At 59.7% G+C, this 24,019-nt stretch carries 21 protein-coding genes; 13 read left to right on the plus strand and 8 right to left on the minus strand.

Annotated elements, in window-relative coordinates:
- Positions 1-67: 67 nt before the first annotated feature.
- Together ACYJRZ_RS00805 and ACYJRZ_RS00810 are read left to right on the plus strand one after the other, a co-directional pair.
- On the plus strand, positions 68-1,363 hold the full coding sequence (locus ACYJRZ_RS00805; protein WP_459455157.1) for an adenylosuccinate synthase: 1,296 nt from the start codon (positions 68-70) through the stop codon (positions 1,361-1,363).
- A 61-nt stretch (positions 1,364-1,424) separates the two neighbouring features.
- Positions 1,425-3,806, plus strand: a complete 2,382-nt coding sequence (locus ACYJRZ_RS00810) for a hypothetical protein (protein ID WP_459455159.1) — start codon at positions 1,425-1,427, stop codon at positions 3,804-3,806.
- An 83-nt stretch (positions 3,807-3,889) separates the two neighbouring features.
- Here the strand turns inward: ACYJRZ_RS00810 and rpoH are convergent, their stop codons facing one another.
- Positions 3,890-4,798, minus strand: coding sequence for an RNA polymerase sigma factor RpoH (gene rpoH / locus ACYJRZ_RS00815; RefSeq protein WP_459455161.1), 909 nt, complete (start codon positions 4,796-4,798; stop codon positions 3,890-3,892).
- 366 nt (positions 4,799-5,164) lie between these two features.
- Positions 5,165-6,190: an RluA family pseudouridine synthase gene (locus ACYJRZ_RS00820; protein ID WP_459455163.1), complete on the minus strand. Its 1,026-nt coding sequence runs from the start codon at positions 6,188-6,190 to the stop codon at positions 5,165-5,167.
- Between the two features lie 49 nt (positions 6,191-6,239).
- Here ACYJRZ_RS00820 and ACYJRZ_RS00825 point away from each other — a divergent pair, with 49 nt between their 5' ends.
- Together ACYJRZ_RS00825 and ACYJRZ_RS00830 are read left to right on the plus strand one after the other, a co-directional pair.
- Entirely contained in the window at positions 6,240-6,617 is a 378-nt protein-coding gene (locus ACYJRZ_RS00825; protein WP_113330260.1) for a hypothetical protein, read from the plus strand.
- A gap of 10 nt (positions 6,618-6,627) precedes the next feature.
- On the plus strand, positions 6,628-7,452 hold the full coding sequence (locus ACYJRZ_RS00830) for a TrmH family RNA methyltransferase (protein WP_459455165.1): 825 nt from the start codon (positions 6,628-6,630) through the stop codon (positions 7,450-7,452).
- A gap of 18 nt (positions 7,453-7,470) precedes the next feature.
- On the opposite strand, the gene ACYJRZ_RS00835 is transcribed toward ACYJRZ_RS00830, so the two are convergent.
- Together ACYJRZ_RS00835 and ACYJRZ_RS00840 are read right to left on the minus strand one after the other, a co-directional pair.
- Positions 7,471-8,682 carry a hypothetical protein gene (locus ACYJRZ_RS00835; protein WP_459455167.1) on the minus strand — a complete coding sequence of 404 codons (1,212 nt, stop codon included), beginning with the start codon at positions 8,680-8,682 and terminating at the stop codon, positions 7,471-7,473.
- Positions 8,683-8,868: 186 nt separating this feature from the next.
- On the minus strand, positions 8,869-9,480 hold the full coding sequence (locus ACYJRZ_RS00840; protein ID WP_459455169.1) for a DUF1134 domain-containing protein: 612 nt from the start codon (positions 9,478-9,480) through the stop codon (positions 8,869-8,871).
- A 300-nt stretch (positions 9,481-9,780) separates the two neighbouring features.
- Here ACYJRZ_RS00840 and chpT point away from each other — a divergent pair, with 300 nt between their 5' ends.
- A complete protein-coding gene (chpT, locus tag ACYJRZ_RS00845) occupies positions 9,781-10,437 on the plus strand; it encodes a histidine phosphotransferase ChpT (protein WP_459455171.1) in 657 nt (218 codons plus the stop codon).
- Positions 10,438-10,638: 201 nt separating this feature from the next.
- Entirely contained in the window at positions 10,639-11,001 is a 363-nt protein-coding gene (locus ACYJRZ_RS00850) for a response regulator (protein ID WP_459455173.1), read from the plus strand.
- A gap of 136 nt (positions 11,002-11,137) precedes the next feature.
- On the opposite strand, the gene ctrA is transcribed toward ACYJRZ_RS00850, so the two are convergent.
- Complete coding sequence (gene ctrA / locus ACYJRZ_RS00855; protein WP_069611718.1) at positions 11,138-11,839, minus strand: response regulator transcription factor CtrA; 702 nt, start codon at positions 11,837-11,839, stop codon at positions 11,138-11,140.
- A 441-nt stretch (positions 11,840-12,280) separates the two neighbouring features.
- Here ctrA and ACYJRZ_RS00860 point away from each other — a divergent pair, with 441 nt between their 5' ends.
- Positions 12,281-12,637: a flagellar export protein FliJ gene (locus tag ACYJRZ_RS00860; protein ID WP_075851407.1), complete on the plus strand. Its 357-nt coding sequence runs from the start codon at positions 12,281-12,283 to the stop codon at positions 12,635-12,637.
- A gap of 185 nt (positions 12,638-12,822) precedes the next feature.
- Here the strand turns inward: ACYJRZ_RS00860 and ACYJRZ_RS00865 are convergent, their stop codons facing one another.
- The 3 genes from ACYJRZ_RS00865 to cysQ form a co-directional block, all read right to left on the minus strand.
- The gene (locus ACYJRZ_RS00865; protein WP_459455176.1) at positions 12,823-13,104 is read right to left on the minus strand and encodes a GNAT family N-acetyltransferase; all 282 of its coding nucleotides are present in this window, start codon (positions 13,102-13,104) and stop codon (positions 12,823-12,825) included.
- Positions 13,105-13,409: 305 nt separating this feature from the next.
- Positions 13,410-13,685 (minus strand): CtrA inhibitor SciP, encoded by a 276-nt coding sequence (sciP, locus tag ACYJRZ_RS00870; RefSeq protein WP_004107124.1) that lies wholly within the window; start codon positions 13,683-13,685, stop codon positions 13,410-13,412.
- Between the two features lie 300 nt (positions 13,686-13,985).
- The gene (gene cysQ / locus ACYJRZ_RS00875; protein ID WP_459456890.1) at positions 13,986-14,780 is read right to left on the minus strand and encodes a 3'(2'),5'-bisphosphate nucleotidase CysQ; all 795 of its coding nucleotides are present in this window, start codon (positions 14,778-14,780) and stop codon (positions 13,986-13,988) included.
- 328 nt (positions 14,781-15,108) lie between these two features.
- Here cysQ and ACYJRZ_RS00880 point away from each other — a divergent pair, with 328 nt between their 5' ends.
- The 6 genes from ACYJRZ_RS00880 (at position 15,109) to ACYJRZ_RS00905 (ending at position 24,016) form a co-directional block, all read left to right on the plus strand.
- On the plus strand, positions 15,109-16,359 hold the full coding sequence (locus ACYJRZ_RS00880; protein ID WP_459455179.1) for a sarcosine oxidase subunit beta family protein: 1,251 nt from the start codon (positions 15,109-15,111) through the stop codon (positions 16,357-16,359).
- Between the two features lie 13 nt (positions 16,360-16,372).
- Positions 16,373-16,648: a sarcosine oxidase subunit delta gene (locus tag ACYJRZ_RS00885; RefSeq protein WP_459455181.1), complete on the plus strand. Its 276-nt coding sequence runs from the start codon at positions 16,373-16,375 to the stop codon at positions 16,646-16,648.
- Positions 16,645-19,602: a sarcosine oxidase subunit alpha family protein gene (locus ACYJRZ_RS00890; RefSeq protein WP_459455183.1), complete on the plus strand. Its 2,958-nt coding sequence runs from the start codon at positions 16,645-16,647 to the stop codon at positions 19,600-19,602. Before ACYJRZ_RS00885 ends, ACYJRZ_RS00890 begins: the two co-directional genes overlap by 4 nt.
- A gap of 7 nt (positions 19,603-19,609) precedes the next feature.
- Positions 19,610-20,164, plus strand: a complete 555-nt coding sequence (locus ACYJRZ_RS00895) for a sarcosine oxidase subunit gamma (protein ID WP_459455185.1) — start codon at positions 19,610-19,612, stop codon at positions 20,162-20,164.
- A gap of 217 nt (positions 20,165-20,381) precedes the next feature.
- Complete coding sequence (locus ACYJRZ_RS00900) at positions 20,382-22,808, plus strand: GcvT family protein (protein WP_459455187.1); 2,427 nt, start codon at positions 20,382-20,384, stop codon at positions 22,806-22,808.
- A gap of 305 nt (positions 22,809-23,113) precedes the next feature.
- Positions 23,114-24,016, plus strand: coding sequence for a branched-chain amino acid ABC transporter permease (locus ACYJRZ_RS00905; protein ID WP_132717348.1), 903 nt, complete (start codon positions 23,114-23,116; stop codon positions 24,014-24,016).
- Positions 24,017-24,019: the final 3 nt, after the last annotated feature.

Genomic DNA, 24,019 nt, shown 5'->3' on the forward strand with positions numbered 1-24,019 from the left:
CAAAGCTTTATAGATGCGCGGGTTTGAGCAAGGCGCGCTGCCGCGCGCAGGAAGCGGGAATGGATAAATGACGAATGTTGTAGTGATCGGCTCGCAATGGGGTGACGAAGGCAAGGGCAAGATTGTCGACTGGCTTTCGGAACGCGCTGATGTGATTGTACGCTTTCAGGGCGGTCATAATGCCGGTCACACGCTTGTCGTCGATGGCGTCAGCTACAAGCTTGCGCTTTTGCCTTCCGGCCTCGTGCGCGGCAAACTCAGCGTCATCGGCAATGGCGTCGTCGTCGACCCCCATCATTTCGTCGCCGAAGTGGAAAAGCTGCGGGCCCAGGGCGTAGCCGTTACTCCTGATGTGCTGCGCATTGCCGAGAACGCGCCCTTGATCCTGTCGCTGCACCGCGATCTGGACGCCATGCGCGAAGATGCCGCTTCCAACAGCGGCACGAAGATCGGTACGACGCGTCGCGGTATCGGACCGGCCTATGAAGACAAGGTCGGCCGCCGCGCCATTCGTGTCATCGACCTCGCCGAGCCGGAAACCCTGCCTGCCAAGATCGACCGGCTTCTGACGCATCACAACGCGCTACGCCGCGGTATGGGCGTCGACGAAATCTCCTTCGACGCCCTGCATGAGGAGCTGAGCTCTGTTGCAGAACATATTCTTCCCTATATCGACCAGGTCTGGCGGTTGCTCGACGAGCAGCGCAAGGCCGGTGCCCGCATCCTTTTCGAAGGGGCACAAGGCGCTCTCCTGGACAACGACCACGGCACCTATCCGTTCGTCACCTCGTCCAACACGGTTGCCGGTCAGGCCGCAGCCGGCTCGGGCCTTGGCCCGACGGCGCTTGGCTATGTGCTCGGCATCGCAAAGGCCTATACGACTCGCGTCGGTGAGGGACCGTTCCCCTGCGAATTGCATGACGAGATCGGCAAGCATCTGTCGACCGTCGGCCGCGAGGTGGGCGTCAATACCGGTCGCCCGCGCCGCTGCGGCTGGTTCGACGCCGTACTGGTGCGCCAGACCGTGAAGACTTCTGGTATTACCGGCATCGCGCTCACCAAGCTCGACGTGCTCGACGGCCTGGACGAACTGAAGATCTGCGTCGGTTACAAGCTCGACGGCAAGGAAATCGATTATCTGCCGGCAAGCCAGGCGGCGCAGGCCCGAGTCGAGCCGGTCTACATCACGCTCGAGGGCTGGAAGGAATCGACCGTCGGCGCCCGCAAATGGGCCGATCTGCCGGCGCAGGCGATCAAATATGTGCGTCAGGTGGAAGAGCTGATCGGTGCGCCCGTGGCGCTGCTTTCGACCAGTCCGGAGCGCGAGGACACCATACTTGTGACCGACCCCTTTGAGGGCTAAAGTTGCGTATCTATGACGAATCCCGGCCCGGCTGCACACCGGGCATCATGAGAAAGTACTGATGGCGGATTTTGTAGCAGTTATTCGACGGGCCGTTGACGGCCTGACGGACAATACTCCCGAGATGCGGGTCAAGGTTTACGATCGAGCTCGTGGTGCCGTGCAACGGCAGCTTGAGAGCATGAAGCCGCGCCCGCCAGAGGAAATGCTGCGTCGCCAGCTCGACAAGCTTGAGGCAGCGATCGTCGAGGTTGAAGCCGAACATGCCGAGGCCTTACCGGGCAGCGAAGAGCAGCCCGTTGCGGAAGCGCCCGCGCCGCATGAAGAGATCGCTCAGGACCATCCTGAGCCTCAGGAAGTCCATGCCCAGCCGCATGAGGAAGAGCCTGCGCCAGAGCCGGCCGAGGTCCATGTCCATGAGGAGCCGGCCGCAGCTGCGTCGGTCGAGAACGAGCAGGCTTATGAGGAGCCGGCCGCGCATGTCGAAGAGGGTCATGCGCAAGAGCACCAGCCTGTTGAGGAGTGGAGCGAGCCGCATCCGGCGGACGAGCCTTTTGCTCCGGCTGCAGAGCATGCCAGTATCGATCATCATGCCGAGGCTCACGAAGAACCGGCCCTTGAGCCGGTTTACCATGAAGAGCCGCAGAGACACTGGGAAGAACCGCAACAGCATGCGGAGCCTCACCATGTGGAAGAGGCGCCGGCAGCCGCTGCAGCAATCGCGCCGCCTGTGCCGCCACGGCCAGTCGATGACGTCATAAGCCAGGTCGAACAGATCTGGGCCGAGGTGGATGCGCCAGCCTCCCGCGCTGCGCCTGAACCTGCCGCCGCGCGCCACAACGAACCGGTCATGCCGGCCGCAGCTTTCACTGAAGCACCCTTTGGCCAACCGGCCGAAGGGCCGGTCAATTCCAAGGCACCTGCCGTCAACACGGGCTTTGCCTGGGACGCAGATGTCTTCGAGGAAATGCAGCCTGCACCCGCGGCCTCCAAGCCCGTGCAGCAGCCAGCTCGACAAATGCCGGAAAATGCCTTTGACGATGTCGATCTTTTCGCGGATGTGCATCCGTCGAAGAAAGCGGCGTCCGAAGCCGATGCCAACAATGACGGCTGGCGCGAACTCAAGGAGCTTGCCGGTTTCGACAAGCGCGCCGAAGACGACCGCCGCGGAGGTTCTGCCGTTCCGCCCGATCTCGATCAGGCGATGGCGGCGAAGCTGCAGGGCCGCAGCTTCCGCATGGAGCCGAAGCGTCGCCGGATCAATGTCACAGGTATCATCGTCACGCTCGTCGGCCTTGCGGTCGTTGGAGGCGGTGGCTACGCAGCCTGGCTGAACCGCGACGCGCTCAACAATATGGTGACGAAGCTCGTCAGCTCTGCGCCGAAGAAGGCGACGGCACCCGCGACGTCTGATACTGCGGGCAGCAATCCTAGCAACGGTAATGCCGCAGCTCCCGCCCAGCAGGCGGCTACGCCACAGCAGACAAATACGGCCGCCCAGCAGCCAGCGGGTGCAGGTGCCGGCAAAACTGATACCGCAGCACTGCCCACCGATCCGAATACGGTCAATACGAAATTCACGCAGCGTCTTCTGGCGAATGGCACCGAAGAGGACGAAGGCCCTGCTCCAAACGGGCAACCCGGCGTCGTTGAAGGCAAATCCGTAGCCGAGCAGAATGTTGCCTCTGCTGCACCCGCCGCCGCGGCGACGCCGCCGGTCGCCAACAATGCCGGCGCGGCTCAGAGCCAAGCTCCCGCGACCGCCGCACCGAACACGCCGGCTGCTTCGACGGACCAGCAGGCGCCTGCCGCCAATCAGCAGCAACAGGCTACCGCCAACCAACCGCCACCCGTGACGCAGCAGACCGCTCCGGCAACCAACGGACAGAAGGTTTTTCTCTATGAGGAGCGCCTGGGCCAGACATCGCCAACGGCCTTCCAGGGTACGGTCAGCTGGTCGCTGCAGGAAGGTAAGGGGCCTGACGGCCGTCCGGAGCCTTCGGTGCAGGGGCTCATTACCGTGCCGGATCGCGGCCTAACTGCGACGATCACGGTTTCGCGGAACTCGGATTCCTCGCTGCCAGCCAGCCATCTGATCGAGCTTGCCTTCCAGGTGCCGCCGAATTTCGAGGGCGGGGCGATCGACAACGTTCAGCGTGTAGCCTTGAAGGCGACCGAGCAGGATCGCGGCGATGCGCTGATCGCGGTTCCGGCCAAGGTCACTGACGATGTCTATATGGTCGCGCTCAACGATTTCCCGGATGCGCGCAAGACCAATCTCGACCTTTTGAAGAGCCGCAACTGGATCGATATTCCGGTGGTCTATCGTAACGGCCGCCGCGCTTTGCTGACCATGGAAAAGGGTCCGACCGGCACCGATGCCTTTAACAAGGCGATTGCGGAATGGCAGGCGCTTGGCGGCGTTGCCTCAAGCGGCCAGTAAGCTTTTCCTAAATCGATGGATATGGAAAAGGCGGGTTTTTGGCCCGCCTTTCTTTTTTCTTTAAGCCTGCCAAGCAGGAAATGCTAGGCGGTCGCTTCGACAACGCGCAGAGCTTTGGCGCGCTCGAGCGCGTCCTTCTGGACGGCTTCCTGTACCTTCTCGAAGGCGCGGACCTCGATCTGGCGCACGCGTTCGCGGCTGATGTCGAACTCGGTCGACAGGTCTTCCAGCGTCACCGGCTCCTCGGCGAGACGGCGTGCCTCGAAGATGCGGCGTTCGCGGTCGTTCAGGACGCTCATGGCGCGCGCCAGCATGCGGCGGCGGGTATCGAGCTCGTCCTGTTCAATCAGCACGTCTTCCTGGCTGTCGTGGTCATCGACAAGCCAATCCTGCCACTGGCCGGAATCGCCTTCGGAAGCCTTGATCGGCGCATTCAGCGAAGCGTCGCCGGAGAGGCGGCGGTTCATCGAAACGACCTCTTCTTCCGAGACGTTCAGCTTGGTGGCGATCTCGGTAACATGCTCCGGCTTCAAATCGCCGTCATCGATGGCCTGGATACGGCCCTTCAGGCGGCGCAGGTTGAAGAACAGGCGTTTCTGGTTAGCCGTCGTGCCCATCTTCACGAGCGACCACGAGCGCAGGATGTATTCCTGGATCGAGGCCTTGATCCACCACATGGCATATGTTGCTAAACGGAAACCGCGTTCCGGGTCGAACTTCTTCACGGCCTGCATCAGGCCGACATTGCCTTCCGATACGACTTCGCCGATCGGCAGGCCATAGCCGCGATAGCCCATGGCGATCTTCGCCACGAGACGCAGATGGCTGGTGACGAGCTTATGCGCAGCCTGACGGTCTGCATGTTCCGCATAGCGCTTGGCGAGCATATACTCTTCCTGCGGCTCCAGCATCGGGAACTTGCGTATCTCGTCGAGATAACGATTGAGGCCGGCTTCCCCGGCGGCAATAGACGGTAAGGTATTACGGGCCATGATCTTGCACCCTCCTATTCGAGATTTGGTTCCTTCTGGGGGCGTATTTTGCGCGCCTTCTGCGAAGCGGACCAAGGCGTACGGGTCCTGCGACCCCGCACTTAACCAATGTAAAGATAAGTACGGCGAAACGGTGATTCAAGGATGCGGTCACGCAAGTGTTATCTCGGCGTGACCGCAGGTCTCGCCGGAATATCGCCCTTGGGATTATCCTCCCGAATTGTCCGGTGCCATGTAGCGTGACTACACCGGCCTCCCAAACGCGGTCGCGTTTTCGGCCAGCACAGGAGCTCGGACATCGGTCCTTCATACGCGATATTATAGGGCAGGAGGTGCCGGTCGTCCAGTTATTGTGATGTTCGGCGCCTATTCCCTGAGCGCCGCCGCCAGTTCTTCCATATCCTCAGGCAAAGGCGCCTCGAAACGCATGACTTCGCCGGTACGAGGATGCTCAAACTGCAGCATGTAGGCGTGGAGCGCCTGGCGCGTGAAGCGATGGACGGCCTGTTTTGCGGCTTCCGGCAGGAGATTGGCCTTGGTCTTGAAGCCGCCACCGTAAACGGCGTCGCCGAGCAGCGGGTGACCGATATGGGCCATATGCACGCGGATCTGGTGCGTTCGGCCGGTTTCCAGATGGCACTCGATCAGGGAGGCAAGCGCGGTCGCGTCCGGGGTCTCGTGAAAGCGCTCCAGCACCTCGTAATGGGTGATCGCCTCGTCGGCATCCTGCGAATCCGGGCGTTTGACGGCACGGCGCGTGCGGTCGCTGCTCGACCGCCCCAGGGGTGCATCGATGGTGCCGACGAGCTGGCGGGGGCGCCCCCAGACGATTGCCTGATAGGCACGCTCGAGCGAAGTCGTGCGGCCGTGATCGGCAAATTGTAAAGAGAGATGCCGGTGGGCCACGTCGTTTTTGGCGACGACCATGACGCCTGTCGTATCCTTGTCCAGCCGATGGACGATCCCCGGGCGGCGGACTCCGCCAATGCCGGAAAGGCTGTTGCCGCAATGATGGATCAGGGCGTTGACCAGGGTTCCCGTCCAATTGCCGGCGGCGGGATGGACAACCAGCCCGGCCGGCTTAGAGATGACGATGACATCGTCGTCCTCGTAAAGCACGTCGAGCGGAATATCCTCGCCCTGCGGTGTCGGATCTTCCGGGTCGGGCAGCGTGATCTCGTAGACGTCGCCGGGGCGCACCTTGCGCTTGGCGTCTGTTACCGCTGCGCCCTTGAGCGTAACGGCGCCGTCCTTGATGAGTCCTTGCACGCGGCTGCGGGAAAATTCCTCGCCGATCTCGGCTGTGAGCCATGAATCCAGCCGTCCTTCGGCATTTTCATCGGCGGTTAGGACTTTTCTATTGTCCGCGGCTTCTTTAAAGGGATCGCTCAAACATATTCTCCGGCGCACGAAGCGCTCTACTGGAAGCAAGGACGCATCGATGACGAATCTCGAGCCAGACGATCAAGAGGAAAAGCCCCTCGATCCGGCCCTGGAGAAAGTCCGACGCAAGATGATCCGCCTGCAGATCGTCTCCGCGGCCGTCATGGTGGTGAGCCTTATGGCCGTCTTCGGCGCCGTTGTCTACAAGACGATGAAGCCGGCGGCCAAGCCCGTGGGGCAGGCGGCGTCCGGCATCCCGTCCGATGCCCCGGTTGCGGTGACGGCGTTACTGCCCGCGGGCTTTACGGTGCAGTCCACGGCGCTGTCGGGCAATCAGGTGCTGTTCTATGGCACGCTTGCCGGCGGCCAGCGTCAGGCCATAGTCTTCGACTACGGTATCGGCCGCATCGTGGCGACCATATCGCTGTCCAACTGACGGTCTGACGATGACGCGGCTCATCGAGATTACGCATCCCGACGATCCGCGTATCGCCGAATTTCGCAATATCCGCGAACGCGATCTGACAGGTCGAGAGAGCCGCTTCATAGCCGAAGGAACCGTCGTGCTGCGGCTTCTTGCCGGCGTGCATGCTGCAGCTGGCGAGTTCCTTGCTGAGAAAGTGCTACTGCTTAAGAACCGCGTGGCCGGCTTGAGCGACATCATCGATACCTTCTCATCGGATGTCCCGATCTATGTCGCCGAAGCCGAGGTGCTTGACGGCATTGTCGGCTTCCATCTCCATCGCGGCGTTCTGGCATTGGGGCGTAGAATAGCTGAAGAAGGGATGAGCGGCCTTCTCGACGGCCTTCCGAAGCAAGCGCTCGTGCTCATCGGCTGCGGCATTTCCAATCATGACAATATAGGCTCGATGTTCCGCAATGCCGCAGCCTTCGGCGCGGCTGCGGTGCTGCTGGATGAAAGCTGCTGCGATCCGCTCTATCGCAAGGCCTTGCGGGTTTCGGTCGGCTCGATCCTGACCGTGCCTTATCGCCGGCAGCTAAGCGCGGCCGAATTGCTTGCGGCGCTCACCGCGCGTGGTTTTGCGATCTGGAGCCTGTCGCCGCGCGGCTCCTTGGATATTCGCGATGTTCCTGCTTCTGAGCGCATGGCGCTCGTGGTGGGCACGGAAGGGGATGGTTTGCCCGAAAGCATTCTTTCCGCCTTCGGCAGCGTGCGGATTCCGCAGGTTCCCGGATTGGATAGCCTCAATGTCGCGACGGCGAGCGGTATCGCTCTTTTCGAGATGGCCGCAAAGAACGGGCGCATCTAAGCGAGCCCGTCCTGGCGCTCAGGAGTGCTTCGGCAGTATGGCGGCGACGCGGTCGGCGAGGCTGATGCGGGCGCCGGGTTCAGCGAGCTCCCGATCCTTCGGCAGCAGATCGAAGATCGGCGAACCATCACCTTCCTTGAGCGCCGTCAGGGCGACCATGTTGGCGGCAATCTTGGCGATTTCTTCGCGCATGGCATCGTCATGGGCCGGCGTGCGGGCTTTCAGCAGACGGTCCGACAGGGCGGCTGCTCGGTTGCGAACCTCTTCTGTCATCTGAGCGATTTCGTGTTCCACAGTTCGTTCCGGTTCTATTACCTGCGGCGGCTCGCTTATGGCGCCCTGCTCATCGGCGTTACCTCCGATTATCGATGCGGCGGCGAGTTTCGGCGTTTTTGCCGTTCTCTTCGGCGGCCTGAGGCCGGCGGCGCGCAGCGCCTTGCCGGCTTCCTTTGATTCGTTGATGGCCCCCTCCAGCCGTTCCCTGAGGCGGAGGACATCCTGGGCGTGACGTTCGATCGCGGTTTCCTTGTCGGCATTGCCGGCGATCTCCCGATTGAGCCGTTCTTCGAGCCGCTTGTTCTTGTCACTTTCCTGACGCAGCGATTGTTCGGCATCCGCAGCGCGCAGGTTTGCCGTGTTCAGCTCCTGGCGCAGTGTATCGCGTTCGTCGCGTAATGTATTGATGCGCAGCTTCAGGCTCTCGATTTCGGTTTCGCGGGCTGCCAGATCGATCCTGAGATTATCGGCATCGGCACCCATTTTCGTCATCCGTTTGCGCAAGCTGTCGATGTCTGCCTCTTTCTCGGCGCTGGCCTGCTCGGCGGCATGGATGCTCGACTTCAGCTGGCTGATATAGCTCTCTTCGTGACGCAGGCGCGAGCGCAGTTCGCCTGCTTCCACCTCCAGGTCGTCGATGCGTGTCTGCAGCTCCGCGCTTGCAGCAGAAAGACGGCTTGCTTCCTGCTGAAGCTTGCCGTTGTGGATCTGCAGCGCAACGGTCTTGTCGCGTTCCTGCGTCAAAGCATGTTCCGTCCGCGCGTTTTCAGCCGCAAAGAGCGCGCGTGCCATATCCTTCTGCGCGCGCACTTCCTGCGGGCTCAAGGGCATGGTCGCCTTCAGGCGCTTCTCGGTGAACCAGACGATACGACGATGGATTGCCGGCGCGATGAGAAAGACCAATAGAGCGGCCGTCAGAAAGCCCAATCCGAACAAGAGAGCAAATTGAATCACGACGCAGCCAGTATCCTGGAGTTATGTTCGAGGTCTATAAAATGATTAATCATGGGTTAGCCATGCGGGCAAGCGTTTAACGCGGATATGGTTTATCGGCGCAAAGCCCGATTTATGGAAAGAAAAGGCCCGCAAATGAGGCGGGCCGAGGCTGTGCTGCTTGGGAGATCGTATCGAAAGATAGCTTCAGAAGGGATTCCAGGTTGGGTTCGGCGTGACCTTCAGATAGCCCATATTGATGCCGAGGCGGGCGCCAAGCCCCGTGCGGATCGGAACGAGCACGATATTGTTGTTTTTCAGGACCGTCATGCCAAAGCCGGCAACCACGAAGGCCTGGCCGCTGACGCCGCCGAAGCGCGTATAGACGCTGTCGATGCTCGGCAGATCGTAGACCAGCATCATGACGCGGGTACCCTGGCCGCCATAGTCGAAGCCGAGCGATGGTCCCTGCCAGTAGAGCGGATGCTCGCCGGCATTCTTGGTGTTGAGCTGGCCTTCGCCATAGGTCAGGCCTGCCAGGAACGCGCCGGAGCCTTCCTGGCCGAGGATGTAGCCATTCGGCAGGCCATATTGCTGGAAGGCACGCTCGACCACCTTGGCAAGACCGCCGCTGGTGGAGCCGAAAAAGGAGTGGCCGGCATCGACGATTTCCTGGGCCGAATATTGATTAGTCGGCGCGGCAGCGGCCTGACGGACCGGCAATGCGAAACTCACTAATGCGACAATGGCCAGAATCAGGCCGAGACCGAGCGTTCTAGTGCCGAAGCTTGGTATTCTCTTCAGGAATTCATAGCGCATGGAAGTCTTCCGTTCATCATGTCGGTGCAACAGGGGCGAATAGGCAACGCATTCGTCAGAATGCGCCACGCATGGCGCGCCCCCATTTTCAGACCATTCCGCCCAACTATCGCAGGCCGAATCGCGTGCGAAAAAGTCTGATGGTGATGAATGCATTTTGCGTCGATGGTCTTAATAATCGGTTTACCAAATATGGTGTCATTATGGCGCGCGGTACACTGGCTGCGAAACCCTCGAGCAACCTTACCGTGGCAAACCGGACCTATTCGCTTTGCCCTGTCAGCATTCAGGAGACAATGAATGTCGAAAAATCCCAATCTCACTCTGACCGGACCGGATCTGGCCGCGCTGCTGTGCAGCCGCGTCTGCCATGACGTGATCTCGCCGGTGGGGGCGATCAATAATGGCCTGGAGCTGCTCGACGAGGGTGGTGCCGACGCCGACGCGATGGATTTGATCCGCACCAGTGCGCTCAACGCGTCCGTCCGGCTGAAATTCGCGCGTCTGGCCTTCGGCGCCTCCGGTTCGGTCGGCGCATCAATCGATACCGGTGAAGCGGAGCGGGCCGCCAAGGATTTCGCCGCTGCGGAGAAAAAGACCGAGGTCAACTGGCTCGGTCCGCGCGCGATCATTGCCAAGAACCGCGTGAAGCTGCTGCTCAATCTCTTCCTTGTTGCCTATGGTGCCATTCCACGTGGCGGCAATATCGAGGTAACACTCGAAAATCCCGAATTCGAGGCAAAATTCACGATCACCGCCAAGGGCCGGCTGATGCGCATACCGCCGAAGTTCGCCGAGATTTGCTCCGGCACGCTGGAGGAAGCCATCGACGCTCACTCGATCCAGCCCTATTACACGGTGCTGCTCGCCGATGAGAGTGGCATGGAGCTCTCCTACAATGCTACGCCGGAGGAGTTAACCTTCGTAGCGACCATGGCTGCCCAAGCCGCGGAATAAGCGAGTCGATCCATCGATGTTTTCGCCCGCAGTCGGTCATCGGCTGCGGGCTTATCTTTTCGTGTATCGAAAATTCTGTGCAATCTTGGGGTTGTCCGCTCAATTGATAATGTAGCGGTAACGAATCCTTAGCTTGCTGCTCCTATCGTTTCAATTTGAAGCCGATATCGATGATGGCGGCTGATGCCAGGGAGCTCACACATGCAGCGGTTCATGATAACGGATACATCGGATGTCGTACGCAAGGTCGGCAAACGAATCCTGTCCGAACTGGATTTTCTCGTGAGCGAGGCCGGAGATTCGCGTGAAGCACTCATGCGTTGCCAGGCCGAAATGCCTGATTATCTGATCGTTGATGCCGGCATGGAAGGGGCGCTTGAGCTCATCGCCAGCATCAGAGCCATGCCCAATGGTAAGGACGTGAAGATCTATTACTGCGTCATCGAGGCTGATCTCCGCAAGCTGATGGCCGGCAAGCGCGCGGGCGCGACGGATTTTCTGCTAAAGCCCTTCGATCGCAAAATTCTTACGGCCATCTTCGGCAATCGTGCCGCTGCCGCCTGATTTCAGCGGAAGACATCGAAACAAGGATGGCCGCCCTTCGAGGCGGCTATTAATTTGGCGCTGCGTTGACGCCAACAAAAAATCCCGCCTCGAAAGACGGGATTTCTGTGTGTCGGCGGTAAAGGCGGGAGGCGGCTTAGGCGCTTTCGGCGAAATCGCTGCTGTCGGGCTCGCGCAGCACATAGCCGCGGCCCCAGACCGTTTCGATATAGTTGGCACCGCCGGCGGCGTTTGCGAGCTTCTTGCGGAGCTTGCAGATGAAGACGTCGATGATCTTCAGTTCCGGCTCGTCCATGCCGCCATAGAGATGGTTGAGGAACATTTCCTTGGTGAGCGTCGTACCCTTGCGCAGCGAGAGCAGTTCCAGCATCTGATATTCCTTGCCGGTCAGATGCACGCGCTGGCCGCCGACTTCGACGGTCTTGGCGTCGAGGTTGACGATCAGTTCGCCGGTCATGATCACCGACTGGGCATGGCCCTTGGAACGGCGCACGATGGCATGAATGCGGGCGACCAGCTCATCCTTGTGGAAAGGCTTGGTCATGTAGTCGTCGGCGCCGAAGCCGAGGCCGCGAACCTTGTCCTCGATGCCGGCCATGCCGGAGAGGATGAGGATCGGGGTCTTGACCTTCGAAAGGCGCAGCGTGCGCAGCACTTCGTAGCCAGACATGTCGGGAAGGTTAAGATCGAGAAGGATGATGTCGTAGTCGTAGAGCTTTCCGAGATCCACGCCTTCCTCACCGAGATCGGTGGTATAGACGTTGAAACTTTCGGATTTGAGCATCAGCTCGATGCTCTGCGCTGTCGCGCTATCGTCTTCAATGAGTAGAACCCGCATAATTGTCCCCTTTACCGCCGCCGAAAGGTCGTCAGCCCCTTAACGCGATACCGATCAAATCACTGCTTGATTTGGAAGCTGCCATGTAATGGTTAACAAATTCTGATTCACTCTGGCAAGTCGTATCGAATTTATTAAATAATTTTTCCATTCCACTGTTTTCCAAAGACAATCAGTAAAATCGACTCCTAAAGTATTGCATTAACAACCAACGCCAAGTGATTCATCCGACTCGCCAATGCCGATATGCCGAATTCCGACCACACCATTTACCGAGCCTTAAATCATTACGCCTATCATTAACGATGCCCGTAAACGAAAGGTTACCAGCGGTAGGCTTTTATTAAGATCGCTGGAAATTTTTTTAACCAAGCCGTCTCAAAGCGGTTCGGCGAACGGGAATATCGAGAGCCGGGGTCTCGCATCACGGGAGTAATGCGTATGAAGTCACGTGAGAGCCTTGTTCGCCTGAAAGAGTTTCAGGTGAACGAAAAACGCCGTCAGCTGCAGCAGCTGCAGATGATGATGGCGGAGTTTGACCGCATGACGAAGGAGCTGGAAAGCCAGATCGTCGTCGAGGAGAAGAAGTCCGGCATTTCCGATCCGAGCCACTTTGCCTACCCGACCTTTGCAAAGGCTGCCCGCCAGCGTGCGGACAATTTGCAGGTGTCGATCCGCGAGCTGCAGGTTCAGGAAGAGGCGCTGGAAAATTCGCTTGAGGAAATGCAGGCCGAATATGCCAAGGCCGCAGCGCTCGAAGAGCGTGATGGTTCGGGTCCGGCGCGGGCACGCGCCTGAGATCGCAGTTCCCTCGCTCCTTCGGATCAAACGTTGCAGTGTTGCGATGGAGGTCATTTTAGGAAAGCGCGGGTATCGCGGCGATACTGAAGGCTGCGCATGACTGGCCGTGTCGGGGCCGGCCATGCGCAGCTTTTGCCTTTTGGGGAGCAATCCGACCGAGCGGACGGATTATTGCTTACGCGTCAGAGATTGACGACGTCATGCCAGTCGTCGTGGCGCTGCGCCTGAGCCTTGAAGAAGGGGCAGAGCGGGATGATTTTCCAGCCGCCACGGCGTGCCTCTTCGACGGCGTGAAGCGAAAGTGCCTGGCCAACCCCCTTACCACGTAGAGAGTCCGGCACGCCGGTGTGATCGATAATGATCAGCTTGGGAGAAGTGCGGGAAAAGGTCATCTCCGCCTCATGGCCTTCGACCGTCGCGACATAACGGCCGCCGGATGCTTTGTTTTCGTTGCGGATATCCATGATTTTTCTTCCTTGTTGCGTCTGATGCAAGGAGGATTGCATGTGCTCCGGCGTCTGCCAACCATCGAGATCGTTAACGGATCGTCTCCGTTTAAGCTGGTGCCAGAAATACGGACCCGCCAAGCCTTTACTGGTAGATGGCTGGGCGCTGAGAACGCCCTGGACTTGCGCCAGTAAGTCCGTCCTTTGAAATGTCGTCGGAGTGTGGCGTCTCGCTTCGAGCTGCTGCTTCAAATGTTTCGGGCCTCTTTCGTGATAAAAGAGGCCCGAACACAAATGGAATAAAGGCGGTGCTGTCGCTGCTGTCAGTGGCGATACTGCTGTATGCGGGTCGTCCGGAGCCCAGCGAGGCCATGGGTATTGATGGACGACTGCCAGGAGAGGAACTCTTCGACGGTCAACGTATAACGTTCGCAGGCTTCTTCCAAGCTGAGCAAACCACCACGCACGGCGGCGACAACCTCTGCCTTACGACGAATAACCCAGCGGCGCGTATTCGGCGGCGGAAGGTCTGCTATCGTTAGCGGGCTGCCATCGGGGCCGATGACATACTTCACTCGGGGACGTATCATTTCGGTCATTGGACTCTCTACACACACTCAAGACCACGTGTGGCACTCTAGCTTGCCACATTTAAAAATTGCCTAAGCACATGGTAAGACTTTGCTAATAATTTTAATCAATGTGGCGGAGAGGTGATTTGCGTAGGTTTTGCCTGAGAAAAATGCCTGAAAGTCCCTGTTATTTCAGGGAAAATCGCATTCATTCTATGATTTTTCGTCAGTGAAAACTTACGCTTTTGGGCAAAACCTCGGCAGCCGACCTACTGCTCTCCGGCTCGAAAGCAGGCGCAGGAGTTGTTTTTATTTGCAAAAATAAACTTACGCCAAGACGCTGTGCTTTTGTCCGCCCCAGCAGATGAAGTGCGGATTGGCGAAATCGGCATCCTCGCTCTGGTCAGTCTTGCCATAGGTCAGAAGGCTGCCCTCGATCGTGACCGTCTTGCCGCCGGCTGCCCGCAACACGGCATCGCCGGCTGCCGTATCCCATTCCATGGTCCGGCCGAAGCGTGGATAGACATCGGCCTTGCCCTCTGCGAGCAGACAGAATTTCAGCGACGAACCGATCGACGTGCAGCCGGAAACCGCATTGTCGGTGAGGAAACCTTCTGTCTTGGCGTTGCTGTTGCAGCGGCTGGCAAGCGCCGTCAGCTTGGCCGGCGGTTCGCGCACGGCGATGGTCTGGCGGTCGGCTATGGAAAATTGCTCGTCGACGATCAGCTTGCGGGCTCTGCCAGGCTCACCGGTAAAGGCGACGCCGAGCGCCGGTGCATAGACGATGCCGATGAGGGGAACGCCGTTCTCGACATAGGCGATATTGACGGTGAATTCGTCACGATGTTCGATGAATTCCCGGGTGCCATCGAGCGGGTCGACGAGAAAGAAGGCGCGGCCGCGCACATCAGGAATCTTGCCGGCTGAAACCTGCTCTTCGGCAATGGCGGGGATATGGGGAAAATCGCTTTCGAGGTGTCTGAGAATGATGCTTTCGGCGCGTTCGTCGGCAAGCGTCACGGGGCTCATGTCCGGCTTCAAGGCAACCGAATAGCCGGCACGATAGACCTCCAGAATGGCCTTTCCTGCTTCGAGGGCCGCCTTTTCGAATGTTGCAAGCATGTGCATCGTCGTCTTCCGCGCGCTGTCCGCGCCTGAACTCTCCGGACATTATATATAGGAAGTTGCGATTGCGAAGTTCAGACTTCCGATGCCCTAGCTTTTTTCGCCTTAACGCGTGGGCGAGAGTTTAGCAACAAGGCTCCGTCCGGCTTTCTGAGCGAATGGGTTTTCGGCAGGTCGGCGATGGAATCTTCCGAGAGCAAATGCTGTTTGTCGCTGCGCATTCGGAAAAGATCATGTTCTGTTTGCGAAGCTTTTTCGCTCTTTCGGGACTTGTCGTTTTTATTGCATATGCGAATGTGCCGCCGGGTAGTATCGGGATGAAGGCATGCGTTATTCGGCATATCAGCTTCTAAAACAGGCATTTTCCGGCAATCGCCATTGGCAGCCAGTGTGGCGGACGCCGGAGCCGAAGCCGCATTATGACGTCATTATCGTCGGCGGCGGCGGGCATGGGCTGGCAACGGCCTATTACCTCGCCAAGGAATTCGGCATTACCAACGTCGCAGTGCTGGAAAAGAGCTATATCGGCTCCGGCAATGTCGGGCGTAACACGACGATTATCCGCTCCAACTATCTGTTGCCCGGCAACGAGCCTTTCTATGAATTCTCGATGAAGCTCTGGGAAGGGCTTGAGCAGGACTTCAACTACAATGCCATGGTGTCCCAGCGCGGCATCATCAATCTGTTCCATTCCGATGGCCAGCGCGATGCCTATGCCCGGCGTGGCAACGCCATGCGCATGCATGGCGTCGATGCGGAACTACTCAACCGCGAGCAGGTCCGCCGGATGATGCCCTATCTGAATTTCGATCATGCGCGCTTCCCGATCCTCGGCGGCCTCCTGCAGCGACGCGGCGGCACGGCGCGGCACGATGCGGTCGCCTGGGGTTATGCGCGTGGCGCCGACAGCCGCGGCGTCGATCTCATCCAGCAATGCGAGGTGATCGGCATCCGCCGCGAAAACGGCATCGTCACCGGCGTCGAGACCAATCGCGGCTTTATCGGCTGCAACAAGCTGGCGCTTGCGGCCGCCGGCCATACATCTATCCTTGGCAAGATGGCTGATCTGGAACTGCCGATCGAAACGCATGTACTTCAGGCTTTCGTTTCCGAGGGGCTGAAGCCTGTTATCGACAATGTCATCACCTATGGTGCGGGACACTTCTATATCTCGCAGTCCGACAAGGGCGGCTTGGTCTTCGGCGCCGATATCGACTACTACAGCTCCTATGCGCAGCGCGGCAATCTTGCGACCGTCGAGCATACGATGGAGGAGGGGGTGTCACTCATCCCCGGTCTGTCGCGTGTCCGTGTGCTGCGCACCTGGGGCGGCGTCATGGATATGAGCATGGACGGCTCGCCGATCATCGATCGCACGCCCATCGAAAATCTTTATCTGAACTGCGGCTGGAATTATGGCGGCTTCAAAGCGACGCCGGCCTCGGGCTTCTGCTTTGCGCATCTGATTGCCAAGGGCGAGAGCCACGATGTCAGCCGCCTTCTGCGTCTCGACCGCTTCGAGCGCGGCTTTGCGATCGACGAAGGCGGCAAGGGTCCGCAGCCGAACCTGCATTGAGGGCACGATACCAATGGCAAGCTTGATCAACTGCCCGCATTGCGGCGTGCGACCCAAGGAAGAATTTTCCATTCGCGGCGGGTCCGTCGTCCGACCGGCGCCGACCGCACCGGATGAGGACTGGAACCGCTACGTCTTCATCCGCGACAATGAGCGCGGCCGGATTGAGGAATATTGGCACCATAGCGCGGGATGCCGCCGCTGGCTGGTCGTCGACCGCAGCAATGTCACCCACGAGGTGTTTTCGGTCGTCGATGCCGAGGACAAGGCGAGGGAGGCGGCACGATGACGGCTTATCGTCTGTCGACCGGTGGCCTCGTCAATCGCAGCCGCCCGCTTTCCTTCCAGTTCGACGGCAAGGAAATGAGGGGGCTGGAAGGCGACACACTCGCCGCCGCTTTGCTTGCCAACGACCAGCTGCTGGTTGGCCGCAGCTTCAAGTATCATCGGCCGCGCGGCATTCTGACCGCGGGCTCGGCCGAGCCGAATGCGCTCGTCACCATCGGCAAGGACGGGCGTACTGAGCCAAATACGCGCGCCACTGTCGCCGAGCTTTATCAGGGCATGAGTGCGGTGAGCCAGAACCGCTGGCCGTCGCTGAAGTATGATTTCGGTTCGGTCAATAGCCTGATTTCTCCCTTCCTCGGCGCTGGTTTCTACTACAAGACCTTCATGTGGCCCGCTGCCTTCTGGGAGAAGGTCTATGAGCCACTGATCCGGCGCGCTGCCGGCCTCGGCAAGGCGGTCATGCAGGCCGATCCGGATCGCTACGAGAAGGTCTGGGCGCATTGCGATCTGCTTGTGATCGGCTCCGGTCCCGCGGGGCTCATGGCGGCTCTGACCGCTGCCCGCGCAGGCCTGCGTGTCGTATTGGCCGACGAAGGTTTTCGACTTGGCGGCTCGCTACTGTCGGAAAAGCTGACGATCGGCAACGCTTCCGCTGATGTTTTCGTGCAGGCAACACTTGAGGAGCTGCAAAGCTTCGAAAGCGTAACCTTGATGCCGCGTACCACCGTGTTCGGCTGGTATGACGGCAATGTCTTCGGCGCTGTCGAGAAGGTGCAGAAGCATGTGGCGATGCCATCGCCCGATCTGCCGGTCGAGCGTCTCTGGCGCATTGCCGCCCGACGCGCCATTCTCGCCTCCGGCGCCGAAGAACGGCCGCTGGTGTTCGGCGGCAATGATCGCCCTGGCGTGATGGTGGCGGGCGCCATGCGGAGCTACCTCAACCGCTATGGCGTGGTTGCCGGGCAGAAGGTGGCTGTCTTCACCAATGGCGGCTCTGGCTATCGAACTGCCGCCGATCTCGCCGCTGCAGGCGTGGAGATTTCGGCAATCCTCGACACGCGTGCTGCATCGGCCGATGTCGCTCCGCAAGGCGTGCGGGTGGTTCATGCGGCAAGCATCCACGCGACCAAAGGCAAGTATCGCATCAGCGGCGTCATTGCAGACCGCGGTGGGCTGGATGAGCTGATCGCCTGCGATGCGTTGGCCATGTCGGGCGGCTGGTCACCGATCATCCATCTTGCCTGTCAGCGCGGCGCCAGGCCGGTCTGGTCGGACGAGAAGCAGGCCTTTATGGCGCCGATCGTCGGCGGCGAGCTGGAAATCGCCGGCTCGGCTGCCGGTATCGAGAGTGTCTCCGGTTGCCTGGCTGACGGTGCTGCAAAGGCGCGGCTGGTCGTCGAAAGCCTTGGCCGCAAAGCTCATTCTCCTGATCTGCCCGAAGTCGTGGGAGACTATGATCCGTCCTTTGCAGCGATCTGGCATGTGCCGGGCGCCAAGGACAAGGCATTCGTCGACTTCCAGAACGACGTCCATGCCAAGGATCTCGGCCTCGCTTTGCGTGAGGGCTTCGGCCATGTCGAGCATGCCAAGCGCTATACGACAAGCGGCATGGCGACGGATCAGGGCAAGCTCGGCAATGTCAACGCCGCCGGCATCATCGCCGGCATGCGCGGCGTCAGCCCGGCCGCCGTCGGTACCACGACATTCCGGCCATTCTATACGCCGGTCTCCTTCGGCGCGCTGGCGGGCACGGCGCGCGACAAGCATGCGCAGCCGGTCAGGGAGTCGCCACTGCATGGTTGGGCCAAGAAGAATGGCGCGAGCTTCGTCGAAGCCGGTCTCTGGTATCGCTCGTCATGGTTTGCGCGGCCGGGCGAGAAGGGCTGGCGCGACAGCGTGGACCGCGAGGTGCTGAACGTCCGCAACAATGTCGGGATATGCGACGTGTCAACGCTCGGCAAGATCGAGATTTTCGGCAAGGATGCGGCGGAATTTCTCAATCGCGTCTATTCCAACGCTTTCCTGAAGCTGCCGATCGGTAAGGCGCGCTACGGCCTCATGTTGCGTGAAGACGGCATGGTCTTCGATGACGGCACTACGAGTCGGCTGACGCCCGACCATTTCTTCATGACGACCACGACGGCGATGGCCGGCGAGGTGATGACGCATATGGAATTCGCAGCCCAGACGCTCTGGCCGCAGCTCGACGTTCGCTTCGTCTCATCTTCCGATCAATGGGCGCAGATGGCGATTGCCGGTCCGAAGGCGCGGCTGGTGCTGGAGCAGATCGTGGAAGACGATATTTCCGATGCGTTCTTCCCCTTCCTTGCTGCTGCCGAAATCATGCTGAAAGGTGGGTTGAGGGCACGCCTGTTCCGTATCTCCTTCTCGGGCGAACTTGCCTACGAACTCGCGGTGCCGGCCGGCTACGGCGAGGCGGTGGCCGATGCTATCATGGAGGCAGGCAGGGCGCATGGCATCTGCCCCTATGGTGTCGAAGCACTCAACGTGCTGCGCATCGAGAAGGGGCATGTCACCCATAACGAACTCGATGGCCGCACCACGCCTGACGATGTTGGGCTTGGCCGCATGATGTCGACGCAGAAGCCGGATTTCATCGGCAAGCGGCTTTCGACCCGCTTCGGTCTGACCGCCGCCGACCGCGGCCAGCTTGTGGGCCTGAAGCCGATCGATACGGCGAAGGAAATTCACGCCGGCGCACATATTTTGAAGGAGGGCGCGAGACCTTCGACCGTGAACGATCAGGGGCATGTTTCCTCGGCTTGTTTCTCGCCGACACTCGGTCATTCCATCGCGCTCGCTTTCCTGAAGTCGGGCAGGGAGCGCATCGGCGAGCGTGTGATCGTCTGGGATGGATTGCGGGGCGAGGAAGTGGCGGCGGCAGTCTGCAGTCCGGTCTTCGTCGATCCTGATAACAAGAAGCTTTTGGGGTAATGGATCGATGAGCGTCGCGTTTCAGAACAGACATGTGCTGGAAGATCATATCTCCGGCTTCGAGGCTGCCGCAAATCCGAATCATCTCGCCGTCGTGCGTCGTCCGGCCATCTTCTCCGTGCTCGCGAAGGCCGGCGCTCAGGATGACGTTCTGGAGAGCCTGAAGGTGCTGAAGGATGTATCGGTTCGCGATGTCGGGCCGAGGGAATGGTTCGTGGTGTCGGAGACCCTCAGTGCGGATAGCGTGGCGCGGGACCTCTTCACGCTCGATCCGGCCAAGGCCTCCTTTTTCGAGCAGAGCGACGGCCGCGTGGTGCTGCGCGTTTCAGGCCCCAGCGTCCGCCGCATCCTAGCAAAATGCGTGGCTGTCGATCTGCATCCGCAGGTCTTTGCCGAGGGGCGGTCAGCCAACATGCTGTGCTGCCATGTTAGTGCCAATGTTGCCCGCACCGGTCCGGATCATTTCGAAATCATTGTGCCGCGCTCCTATGCCGGCAGTGTCTTCGAAGAGATCATGGAGATGGGGCGGGAGTTTGCATTGACGGCCGGTTTTGCCGATTGAGAATCCTTATATCGCCCGACGTGGAATGGCTTGCAGCGGGATTTTTTTGCCAATAGCAGATGGCGCGATCCGAACAATTGCGATGGCGCAAACAGACATGTCAGTTTCGCAGTTTGGGCTATTTGGCCCATCGGATAGTCTCTAGGTTTCCTTTCAAATACGGCCGGTCGCGCGGGAAGACACCCGGCGGCTTCGCGCCGAAAACAGGGGATTCCCAATGAAAAGCCATGCCAAGGTCGTCGTCATCGGTGGCGGTGTCGTCGGATGTTCGGTGCTTTATCACCTGACGAAATTCGGCTGGACGGATGTCGTGCTGCTCGAGCGCTCCGAGCTGACATCCGGCTCGACCTGGCATGCTGCCGGCGGCATGCATACGATCAACGGCGATCCGAACGTTGCCAAGCTGCAGAAATATACGGTCGAGCTCTATAAGGAGATCGAGGAATATTCGGGCCAGGATATCGGTCTGCACCTCACCTCCGGCCTGATGCTGGCGGCAACGCCGCAGCGCTTCGACTGGCTGAAATCCATTCTCGCCAAGGGCCGCTACAATGGTCTGGAAGCGACGCTGCTGACGCCAAAGGAAGCGCATGCGATGATGCCGCTTCTCGATCCCGATCAGTTCGTCGGCGCACTTTACGACCCCGTCGAAGGTCATCTCGACCCTTATGGCACGACGCATGCCTATGCTCGCTCGGCCAAGAAGAACGGTGCGGAAATCTACCTTCATACCAAGGTGGAAGAGCTGGTGCAGCGTGAGGACGGCTCCTGGCGCGTCATCACCAACCAGGGCGAGATCATCGCCGAGCACGTCGTCAACGCCGCCGGTCTCTGGGCGCGCGAAGTCGGCCGTATGGTGGGGCTGGAGCTGCCGGTGCTCGCCATGGAGCATATGTATCTCATCACCGAGGACATGCCCGAGGTAGTCGACTTCAACAAGACCACGGGCAAGGAGCTGATGCACTGCGTTGACTTCGACGGCGAGATCTATCTGCGCCAGGAGCGGCAGGGCATGCTAATGGGCACCTATGAAAAGGCATGTCGCCCATGGTCGCCGGTGACGACGCCCTGGGATTTCGGCCACGAGTTGCTGGCCGAGGATATCGAGCGCATCACGCCGGAACTGGAAGTCGGCTTCCGCCATTTCCCAGCCTTCAACAATGCCGGCATCAAAAAGATCATCAACGGTCCCTTCACCTTCTCGCCGGATGGCAATCCGCTTGTCGGCCCGGTGCGCGGCCTTCGCAATTATTGGTCGGCCTGCGCCGTCATGGCCGGCTTCAGCCAGGGCGGCGGCGTGGGGCTCGCACTTGCGAACTGGATGATCTACGGCGATCCGGGCTTCGATGTCTTTGCCATGGACGTTTCCCGCTATGGCGACTACGCGACGCTCGCCTATACCAATGCCAAGGTGCGCGAGAACTATACCCGCCGCTTCTCGATCCGCTATCCGAACGAGGAGCTGCCGGCCGCACGCCCACTGTTGACGACGCCGATCTACGATAAGCTGAAGCAGGCCGGCGGTGTCTTCGGCGCTTACTATGGCCTTGAACAGGCGCTGTGGTTTGCTCCGCAAGGCGAAGCAGACCAATTCTCCTGGCATCGTTCCAACGATTTCGATGTCGTCGGTACCGAAGCGAAGGCGGTACGTGAGAGCGTCGGCCTGATGGAGACCTCGGGCTTTGCCAAATATTCAGTCAAGGGGCAGGGAGCGGAAGCTTTCCTCGATACGCTGCTGACCTGCCGCATTCCCACCGTGGGCCGCATGACGCTGGCGCCGATGCTGAAGCATGATGGCAAGCTGATCGGCGATTTCACGCTTGCCAAGCTCGGCGAGGAAGATTTCCTTCTCATCGGCTCCGGCATCGCCGAAGCCTACCACATGCGCTGGTTCGAAAGCCTGCTGCCGAAGGACGGTTCGGTCGAGCTGCAGGCACTCGGCCTTTCGCTTCTCGGCCTCTCGATCGCCGGCCCGAATGCCCGCAAGCTGCTGCAGAAGCTGACCCATCAGGATCTCTCGACTGCCGCTTTCCCCTTCATGTCGATCCGCCGCATGGATATCGGTATGGCGCCCGCGATCGTCGGACGCGTCTCCTATACAGGAGATCTCGGCTATGAGATCTGGATGAAGCCGGAGTACCAGCGCTACATTTTCGATCTTCTGATGCAGGAGGGTGCCGAATTCAGCATTCGGCTCTTTGGGTTGAGAGCGCTGAATGCGCTGCGTCTCGACAAGTCTTACGGCAGTTGGGCACGTGAATACCGTCCGCTTTACGGTCCATTCGAGGCCGGGCTCAACCGGTTCGTCGCGCTCTCCAAGGAGGCTAATTTCATTGGCAAGGCGGCCGCTGCCAAGGAAAAGACAGAAGGCGGCACCTTGCGGCTGCGCACGTTCATTCTGAGCGCAAAGGATGCCGACGTCATCGGCGACGAGCCCATTTATCACAAGGGCGCCGTCTGCGGCTGGGTGACCTCCGGCGGATATGCGCACGCTTCCGGTCTTTCCGTTGCAGTCGGCTATGTGCCGAAGGAAATTGCCGATGAGGCGCAGGGCTGGGCGATCGAATTGCTCGGCGAGCTTCTGCCGGCAAGGCTTCAGGTCGAGCCGCTGTTCGATGCGGACGGTGCCCGTATGCGCGCCTGAAGAGCGCCATCTACATCTCAGGGGCGGGTCGTGGCTGAGCTGCCGCTGACGAGAGCTTTTCAGTAGAGCGGCGGCAGGCGGCGGCTTTGGCTAATTTTGAGCCATGGACTGCCGCTTTCGTGTCATTTTTGGTCGAATTCGCATCAGCGCACTGAGATTTGAAAAGAATTTGTCAATTTCTTGCCTTTTTGGCTTCACATTTCTTTCGAAACCAGTATGGAATCGCGGCCATAGGCCTCCAGAAGGAACCTAAAAAAGCAATAAGAGATGCGGTCGTATGACGCCGCATCCAGGGGAAATGATATATGGATTATTTTATCCAGCAGCTCTTAAACGGGCTGACTCTCGGGTCGATCTACGGCCTGATCGCCATCGGTTACACCATGGTCTACGGCATCATCGGCATGATCAATTTTGCCCACGGTGATGTGTTCATGCTTGGCGGCTTCGCAGCTCTTATCACCTATCTCGTTCTCATTTCGCTCTTTGCCGGCCTGCCGGTTGCCATCTTGCTTTTGGTGATGCTGATCGTCGCCATGCTGATGACGAGCCTCTGGAACTGGGTGATTGAGCGCGTCGCCTATCGGCCATTGCGCGGATCATTCCGCCTAGCGCCGCTGATCACGGCAATCGGCATGTCGATCGTTCTGTCGAACTTCATCCAGGTCGCGCAAGGCCCGCGTAACAAGCCGATCCCGACGCTGGTGGGCGATGTCTACAATTTCGGCGGCGTTTCGCTGTCGCTGAAGCAGATCATCATCTTCATCATCACCGTCGTACTGCTGGCCGCCTTCTGGTACATCGTCAACAAGACGGCGCTTGGGCGTGCTCAGCGTGCCACCGAGCAGGATCGCAAGATGGCGGCGCTGCTCGGCATCAACGTCGACCGGACCATCTCCATCACCTTCATCATGGGTGCGGCGCTCGCTGCCGTCGCCGGCACGATGTATCTGATGTATTATGGCGTCGCGAACTTCACGGATGGCTTCGTGCCGGGCGTCAAGGCCTTCACCGCGGCGGTTCTGGGCGGCATCGGCTCGCTGCCGGGCGCTGTTCTCGGCGGTCTGATGATCGGCTTCATCGAGTCGTTCTGGTCGGGCAATTTTCCCATCGCGTATAAGGATGTCGCGACATACGGTATCCTGGCCTACGTGCTGATCTTCAAGCCGACGGGTATTCTCGGCCGGCCGGAAGTCGAAAAGGTATAACGC

The sequence above is a fragment of the Rhizobium sp. No.120 genome, from assembly GCF_054558365.1.